Origin of the sequence: Streptomyces wedmorensis (assembly GCF_000716445.1) — a bacterium.
Classification (GTDB): domain Bacteria; phylum Actinomycetota; class Actinomycetes; order Streptomycetales; family Streptomycetaceae; genus Streptomyces; species Streptomyces wedmorensis.
Window position 1 is genome coordinate 91,029 of record NZ_JNWK01000011.1, and the last position, 16,595, is coordinate 107,623.

The 16,595-nt window shown below is 75.0% G+C and carries 13 protein-coding genes; 4 read left to right on the plus strand and 9 right to left on the minus strand.

From position 1 onward, the window contains the following. Positions 1–930 carry an NADP-dependent oxidoreductase gene (locus OO54_RS11980; RefSeq protein WP_033202839.1) on the minus strand — a complete coding sequence of 310 codons (930 nt, stop codon included), beginning with the start codon at positions 928–930 and terminating at the stop codon, positions 1–3. A 150-nt stretch (positions 931–1,080) separates the two neighbouring features. On the opposite strand from OO54_RS11980, the gene OO54_RS11985 reads away from it, so the two are divergent. Both OO54_RS11985 and OO54_RS11990 read left to right on the plus strand, forming a co-directional pair. Then, entirely contained in the window at positions 1,081–2,325 is a 1,245-nt protein-coding gene (locus OO54_RS11985) for a LuxR C-terminal-related transcriptional regulator (RefSeq protein WP_033202840.1), read from the plus strand. 393 nt (positions 2,326–2,718) lie between these two features. Continuing rightward, complete coding sequence (locus tag OO54_RS11990; RefSeq protein ID WP_033202841.1) at positions 2,719–4,410, plus strand: bifunctional 3'-5' exonuclease/DNA polymerase; 1,692 nt, start codon at positions 2,719–2,721, stop codon at positions 4,408–4,410. A gap of 85 nt (positions 4,411–4,495) precedes the next feature. On the opposite strand, the gene OO54_RS11995 is transcribed toward OO54_RS11990, so the two are convergent. Together OO54_RS11995 and OO54_RS12000 are read right to left on the minus strand one after the other, a co-directional pair. Next, positions 4,496–5,785 carry a hypothetical protein gene (locus OO54_RS11995; protein WP_033202842.1) on the minus strand — a complete coding sequence of 430 codons (1,290 nt, stop codon included), beginning with the start codon at positions 5,783–5,785 and terminating at the stop codon, positions 4,496–4,498. A gap of 117 nt (positions 5,786–5,902) precedes the next feature. Beyond that, positions 5,903–6,412 (minus strand): SigE family RNA polymerase sigma factor, encoded by a 510-nt coding sequence (locus OO54_RS12000; RefSeq protein ID WP_033202843.1) that lies wholly within the window; start codon positions 6,410–6,412, stop codon positions 5,903–5,905. 163 nt (positions 6,413–6,575) lie between these two features. Here OO54_RS12000 and OO54_RS12005 point away from each other — a divergent pair, with 163 nt between their 5' ends. Together OO54_RS12005 and OO54_RS46765 are read left to right on the plus strand one after the other, a co-directional pair. Continuing rightward, positions 6,576–6,956, plus strand: coding sequence for a DUF6479 family protein (locus tag OO54_RS12005; protein WP_033202844.1), 381 nt, complete (start codon positions 6,576–6,578; stop codon positions 6,954–6,956). 140 nt (positions 6,957–7,096) lie between these two features. Continuing rightward, positions 7,097–8,338 (plus strand): sigma factor-like helix-turn-helix DNA-binding protein, encoded by a 1,242-nt coding sequence (locus tag OO54_RS46765; protein ID WP_051786872.1) that lies wholly within the window; start codon positions 7,097–7,099, stop codon positions 8,336–8,338. Between the two features lie 15 nt (positions 8,339–8,353). Here OO54_RS46765 and OO54_RS12015 read toward each other — a convergent pair whose 3' ends face one another. The 6 genes from OO54_RS12015 to OO54_RS42375 form a co-directional block, all read right to left on the minus strand. Further along, entirely contained in the window at positions 8,354–9,049 is a 696-nt protein-coding gene (locus OO54_RS12015; RefSeq protein WP_033202845.1) for a pyridoxamine 5'-phosphate oxidase family protein, read from the minus strand. 47 nt (positions 9,050–9,096) lie between these two features. Continuing rightward, entirely contained in the window at positions 9,097–10,446 is a 1,350-nt protein-coding gene (locus OO54_RS12020) for a lysine N(6)-hydroxylase/L-ornithine N(5)-oxygenase family protein (RefSeq protein ID WP_033202846.1), read from the minus strand. A gap of 32 nt (positions 10,447–10,478) precedes the next feature. Further along, positions 10,479–11,729: an APC family permease gene (locus OO54_RS12025; protein WP_157856462.1), complete on the minus strand. Its 1,251-nt coding sequence runs from the start codon at positions 11,727–11,729 to the stop codon at positions 10,479–10,481. A 142-nt stretch (positions 11,730–11,871) separates the two neighbouring features. Further along, positions 11,872–14,229, minus strand: coding sequence for an FAD-dependent oxidoreductase (locus OO54_RS42370; protein ID WP_051786873.1), 2,358 nt, complete (start codon positions 14,227–14,229; stop codon positions 11,872–11,874). Further along, positions 14,222–15,847 (minus strand): methionine--tRNA ligase, encoded by a 1,626-nt coding sequence (locus OO54_RS12035; protein WP_033202848.1) that lies wholly within the window; start codon positions 15,845–15,847, stop codon positions 14,222–14,224. The genes OO54_RS42370 and OO54_RS12035 overlap by 8 nt, the downstream gene beginning before the upstream one ends. Continuing rightward, positions 15,844–16,389: a cupin domain-containing protein gene (locus OO54_RS42375; protein ID WP_051786874.1), complete on the minus strand. Its 546-nt coding sequence runs from the start codon at positions 16,387–16,389 to the stop codon at positions 15,844–15,846. Before OO54_RS42375 ends, OO54_RS12035 begins: the two co-directional genes overlap by 4 nt. Positions 16,390–16,595 lie beyond the last annotated feature (206 nt).

A 16,595-nucleotide genomic window follows, 5' to 3' on the forward strand; every position in this document is an offset into this window, starting at 1 on the left:
TTAAGGGATGAGGACGAGCTTGCCGCGCACGTGGCCCGACTCGCTCGACTCCTGGGCGCGGGCGGCCTCCTTGAGGGGGAGGGTGTCGGCCAGGCGGACCGTGAGGGTGCCTTCGGCCGCCAGCCGGGCCTGGGCGGTGAGCCCGCGCCGTACGGCGTCGGGGGCGCCGGTGACGCCCGAGAAGGTGATGCCGAACTCGGCGGCGTCGGTCGCCGCGATGGTCGCGATCCGGTTCTTGTCGGCCGTGCCCTCGCCGCCCAGGAGCTCGATGGCGACCGGCAGCACGCCGTGGCCCGCCGCGTCGAAGACGGCGTCGACGCCGTCCGGGGCGGCGGCCCTGACCCGGTCGGCCAGGCCGTCCCCGTACGCGACCGGGATGGCGCCGAGTTCGCGCAGGTACGCGTGGTTGGACTCGGAGGCGCTGCCGACGACCGTGATCCCGGCCGCGACCGCGAGCTGGACGGCGACCGAGCCGACGACACCGGCGGCGCCGTGCAGGAACAGCGTCTCGCCCTCCCGTACGCCGATCAGGTCCAGGACCCGCTGCGCGGTCTCGCCGGCCACCGGGAGGCTCGCGGCGGCCTCCCAGGAGAGCCCGGCGGGCTTGGGGGCGACGGTGCCGGCGATGGCGTACTCGGCGTAGGCGCCGGTCTTGGTCCAGCCGAGGACCTCGTCGCCGACGGCCAGATCGGTGACGCCCTCGCCCAGCGCGTCGACGGTTCCGGCGAACTCCAGGCCGGGAACGGCGGGGAAGGTCGTCGGGTAGAACTCCTCGACCCAGCCGTAACGGCGCTTCCAGTCCACCGGGTTGAGCCCGACCGCCGCCACCTTGACCCTGACCTCGCCCGGGCCGGGCTCCGGCACGGCGACACCGGTCGCGTGGCGCAGCACCTCGGGGCCGCCGAACTCCTCGTACACGATCGCTTCCATCTCAGCCTCCACAGCTGTCCGTTGCCGCCTGCCGGTCTTCGATGCCCCCATCCTGTGTCGCGGTCCCGCCGCGCCCCGCCCTCCCAACGGCCAGTCCCACCTGTCCGAAAGACCGGCCCGGATCCGTGCCGCCCGCCTAGGCTGGACGTCATGGACGCGTTCACGCTGACCGCCGCGTACGAGATCCTCCGGCAGCCGCTCGGGGAGATCCTCCCCAAGGTCTCGGCCGCCCTCGCCACCGTGGTCCCGCACGTGGACGCGGCCGAACTCTCCACGCACTGCGCCCACTCCCCCTTCAAGGCCATCGGCGGCACGGAAGGCCTGGCCACCTCCGAACTCGAGCCGCTGCTCACGGCCGGCGTGCCCGGCACCCCCTGGCAGGGCGTGGCGACGGTCGGCGGCCGGGAACGCGAGGTCGTCGCCGTCACCAGCCACGCGACCCGGCGCGGTGCGCTGCTCGTGCTCGTACGGGAGGACGGCGCCGCCCCCGTCGGCGCGGCCGAACTCGCCGTCGCCCAGGCCCTGTGGGACCTGGTGACCAGCCACTTCGACCGGTTCGCCACCGAGGCCATGCCGGGCGCCCTCGCCCGTTCGCGGGCGGCCGCCGACACCCGGGCCCGGGTGATCGCCGAACTGACCGCCTCGCACACCGCCGCGCTCTCCGGAGTCCTCGGCGTCCTCCGCAGCCGCGCCCTCGACGACACGACCGCCCGGGCCACCGCGACCGACCTCGCCGCCACCGCCCTCATCGAGATGCGGGCGGCACAGCGCCGCGACCGGGCCCTCGCGGAGGAGCCCGCCCAGGAGGCCTTCGAACGCCTCGCCGGCGAACTGCGGCCCCTGCTGCGCCACAGCCCCGTCCGGCTCGACCTCGGCGCCCCCGACTCGACCCGCTCCCTCGCCGCGGACGTCGCGCACAGCGCGCGGGCGATCGTCCGCTCCCTGCTCCTCGTCGTCCTGGAGCAGGACTCCGTACGACGCGTCCACGTCGGCTGGCAGCTCACCGAACACGAACTCCGCGCCTCCGTACGCGACGACGGCGCCGGCGCCCTCGCCCCCTGCGACCTCGGCGCGGGCACCATCCGCGACCGGCTCGACGTCCTCGGCGGCCGCCTCGACATGGACGCCGTCCCCGGCTGGGGCACCACCATCACCGCCGTCCTCCCCCTCGCCACCCCCGAGGCCCCGGCCGACGCCGCGCACCCCCTCACGGGGCTCGGCGAACGCGAGGTGGAGGTCCTGGGGCATCTGGCGCTCGGGCATCGCAACCGGCGGATCGCCGAGGAGCTGCACATCAGCGAGTCCACCGTGAAGTTCCACGTCGCGAACATCCTCGACAAACTCGGCGTCGGCTCCCGCGGCGAAGCCGCCGCCCTCTTCCACGCCGCCGCCTGACCCCCCACACGCCCCTCCCTGCCGCGGGGCCTGAGCCCCCGGTCGTGGGGCCTGAAGCCCCGCGCGCGCCCCCGCGTTGTGGGCAACTGTTCCGCGAGGGCGGAACGGGTGGGCACAACCCGACCGCGGCGAGCGGCCGCCCCTGCGCCTGGTCCCGATGGTGCGGACACTGTTCACGGGCTCGGTCCGGCGGGGCGTGGTAGGTGCGGGGAGCCTGGGCCCGGCAAGGGGCGCCGTCCGTTGTGCCCACCCGTTCCGCCCCAGCGGAACAGTTGCCCACAACGCGGGAGGGCGCGGGGGCTCTGCCCCGGCGGCGCGGATGCCCGCAACGAGGTGGGCGGGGGTGCGGCGCGGTGCCGGGGGGTGTCAGTGGGGGGTGCCAGACTCGGATGCATGAGCGAGAGGTGGGCGGTGGGCGCCGAGGGGGAGGGGGACGGGGCGCTGGTGGTGCCGCTGGGGGCGGACGGCACGCCGGTGGGGGACGTGCGGCGGGAGCCGGATCTGGTGGAGGCGGTGCGGTCGCGGCCGGAAGTGACGCGCTGGGTGTGGCGGTCGACGGCCGAGGTGTATCCGCGGCTGCTCGCCGCCGGCGTGCGGGTGGAGCGGTGTTACGACGTGGAGGACGCGGAGCAGCTGCTGCTGGGGCACGAGGGCCGGCTCGGGGAGCCCCGGTCGGCCGCGGCGGCCTGGGCGCGCCTGCGGAACGCTCCCGTGCCGCCCGACCCGCCGCAGCGCAGTGCCGAGCCCGGCTCGCAGGATTCGCTGTTCGAGCCGCGCCCGGTGGTCTCCGTACCGTTCGAGGGGCTTCTCGCGGTGTACGCGGAGCAGTTGCGGCGTCATGACCGGGCCGGGCACCCGGGCCGGATGCGGCTGCTCACGGCCGCCGAGTCGGCGGGGATGCTGGTGGCGGCGGAGATGCACCGGGCGGGGCTGCCGTGGCGGGCGGACGTGCACCGGGAGCTGTTGAACGAGTTGCTCGGCGAGCGGTACGCGGGTGGGGGTGAGCCGCGCCGTCTCGCCGAGCTCGCGGACGAGGTGTCCGCGGCGTTCGGCCGCCGGGTGCGGCCCGATCTGCCGGCCGACGTGGTGAAGGCGTTCGCGCAGGCCGGGGTGCGGCTGAGGTCGACCCGTCGCTGGGAGCTGGAGGAGGTCGACCATCCGGCGGTGGAGCCGCTGATCGCGTACAAGAAGCTGTACCGGATCTGGACGGCGCACGGCTGGTCATGGCTGGCCGACTGGGTCAGGGACGGCCGTTTCCGGCCGGAGTACCTGCCGGGCGGCACGGTCAGTGGACGCTGGACGACCAATGGCGGCGGGGCCCTGCAGATCCCGAAGGTGATCCGGCGGGCGGTGGTCGCCGACGAGGGCTGGCGGCTCGTCGTCGCCGACGCCGACCAGATGGAGCCGCGCGTGCTCGCCGCGATCTCCCGGGATCCGGGTCTGATGGAGGTCGCGGGACACCCCGACGACCTGTACACCCGGCTTTCGGACCGGGCGTTCTCCGGTGACCGCGACCACGCCAAGATCGCGCTCCTCGGTGCGATCTACGGCCAGACCAGCGGCGACGGTCTGAAGAACCTGGCCGCGCTCCGGCGGCGCTTCCCGCGCGCGGTGGCCTATGTCGACGACGCGGCGAAGGCCGGCGAGGAGGGCCGGCTGGTCCGCACCTGGCTGGGCAGGACCAGTCCGCGGGCGGTCGGTTCGGGCGACGACGACGAGGCGGGCATCCCGCAGGAGGGCGGCGAACCCGAGGCGGAGAGCGGCGAGTTCGTGCCGGGATACGCCTCCGGGAACGCCCGCGCCCGCGGCCGGTTCACCCGTAACTTCGTCGTCCAGGGCAGTGCCGCCGACTGGGCCCTTCTGATGCTGGCGGCGCTGCGGCGCTCCCTGTCCGGGATGCGGGCCGAGCTGGTGTTCTTCCAGCACGACGAGGTGATCGTGCACTGTCCGGCGGAGGAGGCGGAGGCGGTCACCGCGGCGATCGGCGCGGCCGGGGACGAGGCGGGCCGGATCGCGTTCGGGGACACGCCGGTGCGGTTCCCGTTCACGACGGCCACGGTCGAGCGGTACGCGGACGCCAAGTAGCCGCACGGCGCGACACCCGTGCGGCTATGTGGCGTCGGGGCGGCGGGTCGGCCCGCCGCCCCTGTTCTCCCCCGTGCGCGGCGGCCTACTTGCGAGGAAGCTTCTGCCACTTCGGGTCGAGGGCGATCGCCTTCAGCTGGTCGAGGGTCAGCGCGGGCTCGGCGCGCGTGGCGGCCTCGTGCTGGGCACCGGTGTTGAAGGCGGAGACGACGACCCGGAAGCCCTCGGGGGTCATGGTGTCGGCGGTCCACCAGACGACACCGGCGCCGCCCTTCTCACCGGGCTGCTGGATGAGCTTGACCTTGCGGCCGTCGGGCAGCGTGGTGACGTCACCGCTGCCGTAGAGGTCGTCGGCCACGTCCCTCATGTCCGACTGGACGTTGATCTGGACGAGGCTCTTGCCCTTGCCGTCGTCGACGACGAGGAAGCCGAACTCGCCGCTGCCGCCCTTGTCCACGACCCTCAGCCCCTTGGGCAGGAGCGTGCGCAGGGTGGCCTGGACGGAGTCGCCGACCGGCTCGGCGGGCGGCTGGGCCGCCTTGCCCGGGGCGAGCTGCGTCGCCGGCACCTGGGGCAGCTGCTTGAGCAGCGGACGCCAGTCGTCGGTGGTGACGAGGGCCTTCAGCTGGGACATGGTGAACGGCGGGTTCTCCCGGCTGATGGGCGCGCCCTTCTCGGCAGCGGCGTTGTACTCGTTCACGTCGATCAGGAAGCCGTCCTTGGTGAGCAGGACCACCCGCCAGTACTTGGTCTCCTCGCGCTTGTCGGGGTACACGTACCCCTGGATGGCCATGAGCCGGTCGCCGTTCGGCACCCGCCCGCTGATGCAGCGGTCGAAGGCGACGACGGCCTTGTCGGGGCAGGCGACCTGGTCCTCGCCGGATTCGGCGGTCCGGCCGACGCGGTACAGGCCGACGCTGACGGCCGCCTTGCCGTGGCCGTCGTCGTAGACGCCTCCGACCGACTGGCCCTTGGCGTCGAGGTCGTCGATCTCCCACGTCCCGGCCGGGGTGTGGGCCTTGAGGACGGCGGCGAGGTCCTTGACCGGGATCTGCGCCTGCTCCGGCCGCTTCGGGTCGGCGGTGCCGGTGGCGTTGCCCGGCTTGGGGGCGGCGGCCACGGAGGTGGTCGTCGCCTTGCCCCCGGGGCCGACCAGGGACCCGCCGTACACGCCGCCGATGCCGACGGCGGCGAGCGCGAGGGCGCCGCCCGTCACCGCGAGGCGGCGGCGCACCAGGCGGCGTCGGCCGCGCTGGAGCCCGCCCGCGACCAGCTCGCGCCGGTCGTCGGCGGAGAATCCGTCGCCGGTGCGGCGCAGGACCGCGCCGAGCTCCTCCTCGAAGCCTTCGTGCTGGGATTCGTCGTTCTGGGACATGCCGAAATCACCGTCTCCGGGTTCGTGGGTGAAAGGTTCAGTGGCCGGCGGCCGGTGGTCCGTGGCCGGCGGCCGGAGATCCGGGGCCAGTGGTCAGTGGCCAGTGGCCGGAAGTCGTCAGCGGGTGGCGAACTCGGCGATGCTGCCGCCGAGGCGTTCCCGCAGCTTCGCCAGCGCCCGTACGGAGCGGGTGCGTACCGCGGCGGAGCTGACGTGCAGGGCGTCGGCGGTCTCCTCGATGCTGCGGTCCTCCCAGTAGCGCAGCACCACGACCGCCCGGTCCTTGGGCGCGAGTCCGGCCAGCGCGTCGAGGAGCGCGATCCGGAGTGCGGGGTCCCCGCCGTCGTCGGGGGCCCGGTCGGGCAGCTCGCCGAGCGGGCGCTCGGTGGCGGACCGGCGGCGCTGGTGGCTGAGGAACGTGCGCACCAGCACGGTCTGGGCGTACGCGGCGGGGTTGCCGATGCGGGCCATGCGCCCCCACTGTGCGTACATCCGGCCCAGCGTCTCCTGGGCGAGGTCCTCGGCCAGGTGTGTATCGCCGCTGGTCAGCAGGCATGCGGACCGGAAAAGGTGCCCCGTGCGTGCGGAGGCGAACTCCAGGAACTCGTCCGCGCGGGACTTTCTCATGCCCCTCCCTTCCCTCAGGGTCACGTGGTGTGGTCGCCGTACACCTCATTGACGCGATGGGGTCGGGGAAATGTTTCAGGCGGTGCCGGGAATTCCCGGGGGAATCCGAAGGGGATGTCCGCTCGACGTATCCGCCGAAGCGGAATCGGGTAATCCTGTTGGTATGAACACTCTCAGCGCAGCAGAGATCCTGGCCGCTGGAGTTTGGCAGTCAGGGCTTGCACAGGTTCTCGGCGGGCTCGTCATCGTCGGCGTCCTCATCGGCGCGTTCTGGCTCGGCATGAGGGTCCGCGACCGCGAATCCGCGCCACCGGCACCGGACGAGCAGCCGCACCGGCCCGACACCGACGCACTGCCCGGCGAGATGTCCGAGTACCGACGACCGGCCGAGATGCCGCAGACCGACGGCGAGCACCGGCTCATGCCCTACCAGCTCAGGGACGGCACGGAGACCTCGCCCGACCCGCCCAGCGAGGAGAAGCGCAAGTGGGGCGGGATCTCCAGCGGCGGCTTCGGCAGCGGAGGCACCGGCCACGGCGACTGACGCCCGGGCGATCCCCGGCCGTCGACGGGACTCCGGGGTGTGCCGGCAAGACACCCCCGAGGACACCCGGGGGTGTCGCCAGGACACCCCTCAGGGCACCCCGGCGGCGGCCGTAGCCCGCGTCACGGAGGTCACACCCCGTGGATGAACACGAGAACGACAGGAACAGCAGCGACGACCGGCCCGTCACCGTCCGCTTCGAGGACCAGCGGCCGCGACTTCGCGCCGTCGCGTACCGCCTGCTCGGCACGTTCGACGAGGCCGACGAGGCGGTACGGGAGGCGGTGCTGCGCGCCGCGCGGGAGGCGGTACGGGACGCGGGCGCGGCACGGCACGCCGACCCGCCGACCACCACCGTGGCCCGGATCTGCCTGGAACGGCTCCGAGCCCGCGAGACGCACCACCGGAAACCCTGGGACCCGTGGGACCCCTGGGCCGTCGGCGCGCCGAACCGGCCGCACCGGCCCGAGCAGGTCACCGACCCCGGCCGGCGGGCCCTGCTCGCCGCCGACACCGAATCCCCCGGCCCCGACCTGCCGCTCGTCCTCGACGGCCTGACGCCCTCCGAACGGCTGGCGTACGTCCTGCACGACCTGTTCACCGTGCCGTACGAGGAGATCGCCGGGATCCTCGACCGTTCCCCCGCCGCCGCCCGGCAGCTGGCCGGCCGCGCCGGCCACCGCGTGCACGGCGCGGAGGAGATGCCGCAGCCCGATCCCGGGCGCGGCCGCGAGGTCGTCGCCTCCCTCCTCACCGCCGCCCGGGCCCACGACCACGACGCCCTGCTCGCCCTCCTCGACCCCGACGTGGTCCTGCGGGCCGACGCCGGCGCCGTACGCACCGGGGCGACCCCCGCGCACGGAGCCCCGGCGGTCGCCCGCGCCGTCGCCCGGCAGGCCCGGTCGGCCCGCCCGGCCCTGGTGGACGGGGCCGCGGGCCTGGTGGTCGGCGACCCCGAAGCGCTGAGCACCTCCACGACCACCCGCGACACGACGACCGGCGCACCGGCCACCGTCGACACGACGACCGGCGCCGCACCGGCCACCCGCGACGACACGACAGCCGAGGCCGGATCGACCACCCCCGACGCCGCACCGGCCGCACAAAGCGCCACACCTGGCGCCACACCCGACGCCGCCCCCGGCACCACACCTGGCGCCGGCGCCGCCGCGAACGCCGCCGAGGCGGACGCGACCGAGGCGGACGCGACCGAGGCGGACGCGACCGAGGCAGACGCGACCGAGGCAGACGGCGTCCCCGCCGTCACCGTCCTCGGCTTCACCGTGCTCCACGGCCTGATCACCTCCGTCGACCTGCTGGCGGACGCGGAGCACCTGAGCCGCCTGGACCTCCAGCTGCTGGACGAGCGCGCCGCGGCCTGAGGACGAGGGGGCGGGTCAGCGGGCGGCGTCCGCAGGGCTGCCGGCGCGGGAGGCGATGTGGGCCGGAGGGGAGAAGTCCGCCGGGAGGGCGGGGTCGGTGACCGGCTCGCCGAAGGTGGTCACCACCGGGAGGACCCCCGCCCAGAGGCCGAGCGCGGCGTCCTCGGAGTCGCCGTCGTCCGGCGGGCCGCTGCGTGTCTTCACCGAGGCCTCGGTGAGGTCGAGCGCGAGGACGGAGGTCGCGGCCAGCTCCTTGCGGCTGGGCTGCCGGACGTACTCCCACTGCCCCGGGGAGCTCTGCTCGGTGAGGGCCCGCAGGCCGCGCAGCTTCTCCTCCGGGTCGGTGACGAGCCGGGGGACGCCGTAGACCATCGCGCAGCGGTAGTTGACGCCGTGCTCGAAGACGGACCGGGCCAGGACGAGGCCGTCGACGTGGGTGACGGTGACGCAGACGGTGGCGTCCGGGGCCTGGACCAGGCTGCGGCTGGCGACGGACCCGTGCAGGTAGAGCCGGTCGCCGTCGACGCCGTACGCGGTGGGCACCACCATCGTCGTCCCGTCGACGGTGACGCCGAGGTGGCAGAGGAAGCCCGCGGCGAGCACGGCGTCCAGGTCGGCGCGGCGGTGACTGCCCTTCTCCCGCATGCGGCGCAGCCGGGTCCGCTCGGTGACGACGAGTCCGTCGTCGGCGGTGGCGGTGGTGGTGCTCATGGTTCCCTCTCGCTCCGAATACCGGTGTGCAGGTGTTGTACGGGGTCTCAGCCCGTCACCGCCACCGGCGCCCGCCTGTCGGAACGGCGGTGCTCCGCAAGGGATTCGCAGATCTCGCCGGCCCGGACGGCGGCCATCGACAGCAGGTTGGCCGTGATGCCGTGCGAGTGCTCGGTGCCGCCCATCAGATAGATCCCGGCCTCCACCTCCGGAGCGGTCTCCACGCGGTAGTCGCGGCGCACGCGCAGCCGGCCGTCCTCGTCGCGCAGGCAGGCGGAGTCCAGCTCGCCCAGCAGCCGGGTCGGGTCGGGCTCGCTGTAGCCGGTGGCGTAGACGACGGCGTCGGCCGTCATCGTCTCCGTCTCGCCGGTCGCCAGGTTCCGCACCTCGACGCGGACGCCGTCGGGGCCCTCCTCGACGTCGGTGAGCCGGGTGACGCCGAGGATCCGCAGCCGCTGCTCGCCGCGCACCTTCTCCTGGTACGAGCGGCGGTACAGCTCCTCGATGAGGTCCATGTCGACCACGCCGTAGTTGGTGTTGCGGTGGTAGTCCATCAGCGTGCGGCGGACCGAGGGATCGGCGCCGTGGTAGAGGTCGACGGCCTCCGGGTCGAAGATCCGGTTCGCGTACGGGCTGTCGTCGGCCGGGCTGTACCCGTACCGGGTGTGCACGGCGACGACCTCGGCTCCTTCGTACGTGCGGTGCAGGTGGTCCGCGATCTCGGCGGCGCTCTGCCCGGCCCCGGCGACCACGAACCGGCGCGGGTTCCCGGTCGGCAGCGCGGCGAGACGGTGCAGGAACTCGCCGCTGTGCCAGAGGCGTTCGGACGACTCGACGCCCTCGGGGAGCCGGGGCACGAGACCGGTGCCGATGACCAGGTTCCGGGCCCGGTAGGTGACGGCCTCCGCCTCGGCGCCGCTGCCCGCGCCGCCGAGCGCGGCGACGTCGACCTCGACGACGGGACCGTCCTGGCCCGGCCGGTCGGCGGGACGGATGGCGGTCACCTCCAGGCCGTAGCGGACCATGTGGTCCACGCCGTTGGCGGCCCACTGGAGATAGTCGTGGAACTCCTCGCGGGTCGGGAACAGCGCCTTGTGGTTGATGAAGTCGACCAGCCTGCCCCGGTCGTGCAGGTACGGCACGAAGCCGAAGCGGCTGACCGGGTTGCGCATCGTGGCGAGGTCCTTGAGGAACGAGACCTGCATGGTGGCGTCCGGGATGAGCATGCCCCGGTGCCAGCCGAAGTTCGGCTGCTTCTCCAGGAACACCGCCGTCAGCTCCTCGCCGGGCGCGGCCTGCTCGTTGTGCTCTTCGATGGCGATCGCGAGGGCGAGGTTGGCGGGCCCGAAGCCGACACCGACGACGTCGTAGACGGGGGTGGTCTCGTTCGTGTTCACAGGGGAGGACCTTTCGGTTCGGGGAAGCGGATTCAGGACGTACGGCTGCGGCCGGCCGTCAGCGCGACGCAGCCGGCGGCGAGGGCCAGGGCGAACAGCAGCCCCGTACCGGCGAAGGACAGGAACACGGCCGCGATCAGCAGGGTCACGACGGCCGTCACGCGCAGCGCGCGCCCGGTGCCGCGCGCTCTCAGGGCGGCCGCCGCGGCCGCCACGTACAGGAGCAGGAAGGCGCTGCTGGTGACGACGAGCACCAGCTCCTCGCCGGTCCCGGCGAGGGTCAGACCGCCGAGCACGGCCGCGTAGGCGAGGGCCAGCGCCACCGTGGCCGGCACCGGGCGCTCGGCCAGGAACCCCGGCAGGATCCGCTCGCGGGCGGCGGCCCTCACGACCCGCGTGGCGCCCAGGACCCACGCGTTCGTGGCGACGACCGCGAGTCCCAGGGCCAGCAGGTCGCCGGCGATCGCGCCCGCCTCGCCGAGGGAAGCGCCCAACAGGGCCGTGATGACGACCGGTTCGTCGCCGGGCACGGCCAGATAGGCGGCCGTCACCGCCGCGTACAGCAGCCCCACGATCGGGACCGCCCAGCGGATGGCCCGCCGGTAGCTGCGGGCCGGGTCGTCGACCTGCTCGGCGAGCGTCGAGACGTTCTCCCAGCCCAGGAAGGAGAAGAACGCCGTCACCACGGCGATGCCGACACCGCCCCAGCCGTGCGTGACGAACGGCGTGTACTCCGCCGCGTCGAAGCGCGGCACCGCGAGCACGACGGCCGTGCCGAGCCCGAGCACCAGCACCACCAGCGCCGCCGCCTGGACGCGCGCGCCGGCCGTGAGGCCCAGCAGCGTGAACGCGGCGGACACCACCATGAAACCGATGGCGAGCGGATACACCGGCCCGTCCGGCTCGCCGAGCAGACCCAGCAGGCACCGGGCCGAGACGATGCCCATCACCGGGTTCCCGATCACGTACGTCGTCACGAGCAGCAGCCCCGCCGCCCGCCCCGACCGTCGGCCGAACCCCGCCTCCACCATCGCGGCGAGCCCCGACGCGTCCGGGCGCCACGCCGACATCTCGGCGAAGAACCGCGCGAACGGGTACGAGCTCAGCGCGAGCGCCAGCCACGCGAGGAGCGCGGCCGGGCCGGCCTGCCGCTCCGTCAGGCCCGGCACCAGCAGGATGCCGGTCCCCACCAGGCTGCTCACGTAGAACACCACCAGGGCCCGGACGCCGAGCCCCCCACGTCCTCCCTCGGCCGTCTCCGGCCGAGCCACCACATCCGTCACACCGCGACCTCCCATACCGATGTCAACCGACCGACTCACCACCTCGGCCCACCCCGTGGTGGGCACGCGTTCCGCCCCGGCGGAACAGTCGCCCGCCACCCGGCGGGGCGCAGGGCCCCGGGGCACGGGCAGGGTCCAGGGGTCAAAGGCCCGTGAGGACCTCCAGGGCTTCGGCGGCGGCGAGCTCGGCCGCCGCGGGCGCGGTCTTGAAGCCCGCCCCCGACCACCCCGTCGCGAGGACGACGCGGCTGCCCGGGTGGGAGCGGCCGAGGTGGGGGCGGGAGTGGGGCGTGTAGAGGTCGACGCCCTGGCGCCCGGCGAGGAAGCGGGCTGCGGGATCGGCCAGCCAGGGCCAGCGGACGGCGGCCCCTTGGCGGATGTACGCCACGTGCTCGTCGGTGAGCGTGTCGTCGCCCCCGAGGGGTACGTCCCATTCGTCGACGGGCCGTCCGGCCATGTAGCCGCCGGCCGCCTCTCCGCTGAGCTGGGGCCGGCCCCAGACTCCGGTCACCAGGTCGACGACGGTCGGCAGGCCGGCCGTGGCGGGGTGGTGGAAGAAGCCGTAGCGGATGGTCTTGGTGCGTCCGGCGTCCGCGCCGCTGAGCCGGTGCCCGGCGATGTCGCCGGTGCCGCCGCCGGCGGCGAGGACGATGGCGCGCGCTTCGACGGGACCGCCGGGTTCGAGGAGGACGCGGACCCGGTCGGCCCCGGGCGGGGCGACGAGTTCGCGGACGAGCGCGGGCAGCAGCCTGGCCCCGTGGGCGAGGGCGCGGTCGCGGTAGGCGCGGGCGGTGCGGGGCGGGTCGGCGTAACCGGCCTCGGGTTCCCAGACGGCGGCGGTGACGCCGTCGACGGCGAGCCCGGGGAAGCGTGCCCCGATCTCGTCGGGCGCGAGGAGTTCGGCGGGCACGCCGGCCCCGTTGAGCTCCGCGACGCCCTTGCGGGCCTGTTCCAGGTCCGCGTCGCCGCACAGGACGAGGGACCCGGTGGCCATGAAGCCGTACGGCCCCGGTGCCAGCGCGGCCGGCCCCCAGGCGAGCCGGTGGCTGCGCAGCGCGAGCCCCCTCAGGTACGGGTCGGGCTCGTAGGACCGCACGAGTCCGCCGGACATCGCGGTGGCGTGGTCCCGGCTGCCGTCCATGGGCGCGACGAGCGCGACCCGGGCGCCGTGCCGGGCGAGTACGGACGCGGTGGCGGCGCCCACGACCCCGGCGCCCACGATGATCACGTCGTAGGCCCGGCCCCGGCCGTGCCCGGGGGCGGCGGTGCGGGGCGCGGCCGGCACGGGCACGAGGTCCCATCCGACGCTCCCGGCCTCCGGCTCCCCGCGCGCCGTGAACCCCCGGTCGGCATGGGCCCGCACCGCGGCGAGCAGGGTGCGTCCGGTCCGCCCCGGGTCCTCGGCGAGCGCGGCGGTGGCGGCGGCGAACGCGGCGTCCACATGGGTCTCGGGGCCGCCGCGCATCCGGGCCACATGGGCCGGGCCGCGCCCGGTGGGCTCGGCGAGCAGCGCGGCGAACTCGTCCACGGCGCAGTCGTCGGTGAAGTAGAACGCCCCGGCGAACCCTGCGGCCCGCCACTCCCGCCCGATCCGCGCGGCCCCGACGTGGGTGCCGCACACGACGAGCGCGGTGATCCGCGCGGCGACCCCGGCACCGGGCCCGCCCGCGCCGTCACCGGCGTCGAGGAGGTCGAGGACGTCGGGGCCGGACCCGGGCGGCGCGCCCGCCGCTTCGGGCGCCCCCAGCAGACCCGCCGGCACCGCCACCGCCCCCGTCGCCGGGCCGCTGCCGTCCGAGACGACGGCACCCGACGGCAGGGCGGGGTGCGCGGCGGGCGTGACCCGTGGTTCGCGTACGAGCCCGGCGAGGCGCTCCCCGTACCCGGTGCCGTCGTGGACGACGGCGATCCGGGTGTGCCCGGCGGCCCGTACGGCGGCCAGCAGGTCGGCGGCCTGGGCGCGGTCGTCCGGGCACCAGCGCAGGATGGTGCCGGCGCTGTCGGCGAGCAGGTCGGGCGTGGTGGCCAGCGGCAGCAGGATGGGGAGCCCGGCGGCCCGGTAGACGGGCAGGGCCGCCCGCGCGCCGGAGCTGTTGAAGTGCCCGATGACCAGCGTGTGCCGGCCCTCGGCGACGACGGCCTCGGCGATCTGCCGGGCGGTCTCGGTCTCCCCCCGGTCGTCGTACAGCTCCCAGGTCACGGCGGACCCGTAGTGGGCGGCCGCCCGTTCCAGGTGTTCGCCCCAGGCGGCCCGTTCGCCGGAGAACGGGCCGACGACCGCCGCGTGCGGCAGCGCGTCCGCCGCGGCCTCGGCCTCGGCGGACCGCAGGCCGGTGACGGCCCCGGCCCAGGTGCCGAGCGCGGACACGACGCCGCCGGGGGTGACGACCGCGGCCGCGTCCCCGGACACGGCCGCGGTCTCGATCGGGCCCGGGACCGTTTCCCCGGTCCCGGTCCCGCCGTCGATCCCGGCCTCGGCGTCCCACAGGAACTCACGCACTGAAGACCGCCCCGGGCCAGGACGCCACCGGCGTCCCCGGGGCGAGGGGGGCCAGGGCGTCCACGTCCACCCGCCGGGGCTCGGGCGCCAGCGCGAGGAGGCCGGCGAGGCGGGCGGAGCCGTACGGCAGGGCGGGCGCGGCCCAGGCCGACAGGGCGGCGGCGACGGCGAGTTGGGCGGCGAGGGCGGCCCGGTACGCGGGGCCGCCGGCCGGGCGCTCGCGCTCGAAGCCGGTCACGTACCCGAAGTCCTCGGCGAGGCCGACGATCTCGTCGAGCAGCGCGATCGCGCGCCGCGCGTCGTACCCCTCGATCCCGTAGGCGTCCCTCAGCTGGCCGACGGTCCCGGCGAGCCGGGCGCGCAGCCGCTCCCACTCCGGGCCCCGCGGCGCCTCGGCGGGCGCGACGCCGTCCGACTCCTCGGCGACGGCGGCGAGGAGGCGGCCGAGCCAGCCGTCCCAGCGGTCGGCGAGCCGGGCGCGGCTGACCTCGAGAGCGGCGGAACTGAAACTGGTCTGGCGGCCGTTGGGCCGGTCTGCCAGGACGTGGTAGCGGAGCACGTCGGCGCTGGTGCGGGCGAGTTCCTCGTGCGCCCAGATGGCGTGACGCCGGCTGGTGGAGAACTTGAGCCCTTCGAGCCGGTAGAACTCGTTGACCACGAAGGCCCGCGGCAGCGCGACCTCGGGGTCGTACGCCCGGAAGGCGGCGGGGAAGAGGAGGGCGTGGAAGTAGCCGTTGTCGAAGCCGAAGAACTGCACCGGGGCGGGCGCGGGGCCGGTGCCGCCGGCGCCGGCCCACTCCAGGAGGTAGCCGGGGGCCATCTCGAACCAGACGTAGATCCGCTGCTCGGTGAAGCCGGCGACCGGCACCGGCACGCCCCACTCGGAGGGGTGGCTGACGGCGATCTCGGGAAGCCCCTCGGCCCGCATCCACTCGCACAGCGACCGCAGGTGCGGCGGCATGTCGACCTGGTCCCAGAAGTCGGCGAGCTGCTGCTCCCAGGGGGCGAGCGGGAAGTAGAGCCGTTCGCAGTCGCGGAGTTCGGGGGTGGCGCCGCAGCCGGTGCAGACCGGGTTCGCCAGGTCGGCGCAGTCGTTGGGGCGGCCGCAGGGCTCGCAGGCGTTGCCGTTGGAGCCGGAGCCGCAGTGCGGGCAGTCGCCCTTGAGGTAGGCCTCGTACAGCCAGCGCTCGCAGCCGGTGCAGTACGGCAGCGGCGTCGTGCGGGCGACGATGTGCCCGGCGTCGTACAGGCGCTGGAAGAACTCCTGGACGGCCGACTGGTATCCGAGGTCGCGGCGGGGGCGGACGATCGCGTCGAACTCGGCGCCGGCCCGGCTCCACACGGACTCGATGGAGGCGCCGTAGCCGTCGGCGACCTCCTCGCCCTTGCGTCCGCCGTCGTTGATGCCGCGGACGGGGACGTAGCTCTGGTGGTCGTCGAGGCCGGTCGTGTAGTGCACGGGGCCGTCGCCCTCGGCGGCGAGGAAGCGGCGCAGGACGTCACCGGCGAGGTAGGGGCCGGCGAGGTGGCCGATGTGCAGGTCGCCGTTGGGGGTGGGCGGGGTGGCGGTGATCCACTGCGCCGTCCGGGTCGTCTCGTTCGTCACGTTGTCGCTCATGCGGCAACCTCCTTGTTCTCAGCGGTGTCGTCGGTGCGGTTGGTGCCGTCGGTGCGGTTGGCGCCCTCGGCGCTGCCGGTGCCGTCGGTGCCGTCGGTGGACAGGGCGGGTTCGCGCAGTGGCCAATAAAGGGAGACCCAGCTCAGCTCGGTGTCGCCGGTGTTGTGGACGACGTGCTCCCGGTTGCGCGGCAGGACGACGATGTCGCCGGCGCGGAAGGGCGGTTCGAGCTCGCCGTCGAGGGTCACGGCACCGACGCCGGCCAGGATGATCATGACCTCGTCCTGGTTGTGGCAGTCGGGGTCGGACTCCCCGCCGGGCCGGAGGAAACAGGCCATCGCGCCGACGGGCGTCTCGGCCTCCCCGCCGGGCCACGGGATCAGGCGCTGGCAGGCGAGCCCGAACTCCTCCGTCGCGGAACTGCGGTCGATGCGGAAGCGGTTGGCCATGGCGGCGGCTCCGGGGTCTCGGGGAAGGTCGCGGTACGGGGTCGGGGCGAGGGGCTGTTCCCCCGGCGGCGGGATCGGCGCGGTGAAGGGCATACGGGTCTCCTCGGACGGGCGACGGCGACGGCGACGGCGGTGGCGGTGGCGGTGGCAACGGGCAGGGGGCATCGCGGCACGGCGACGCGGGGGCACGACGACGCGACCGGGAGGGACGGAGGACGAGGGCTGTCGGGGACCGGGGCCGGCGGAGGCCGGGTACCCGTCGGCTCAGGAGACTGGGCCCGTCGGCTCAGGAGCCTGGG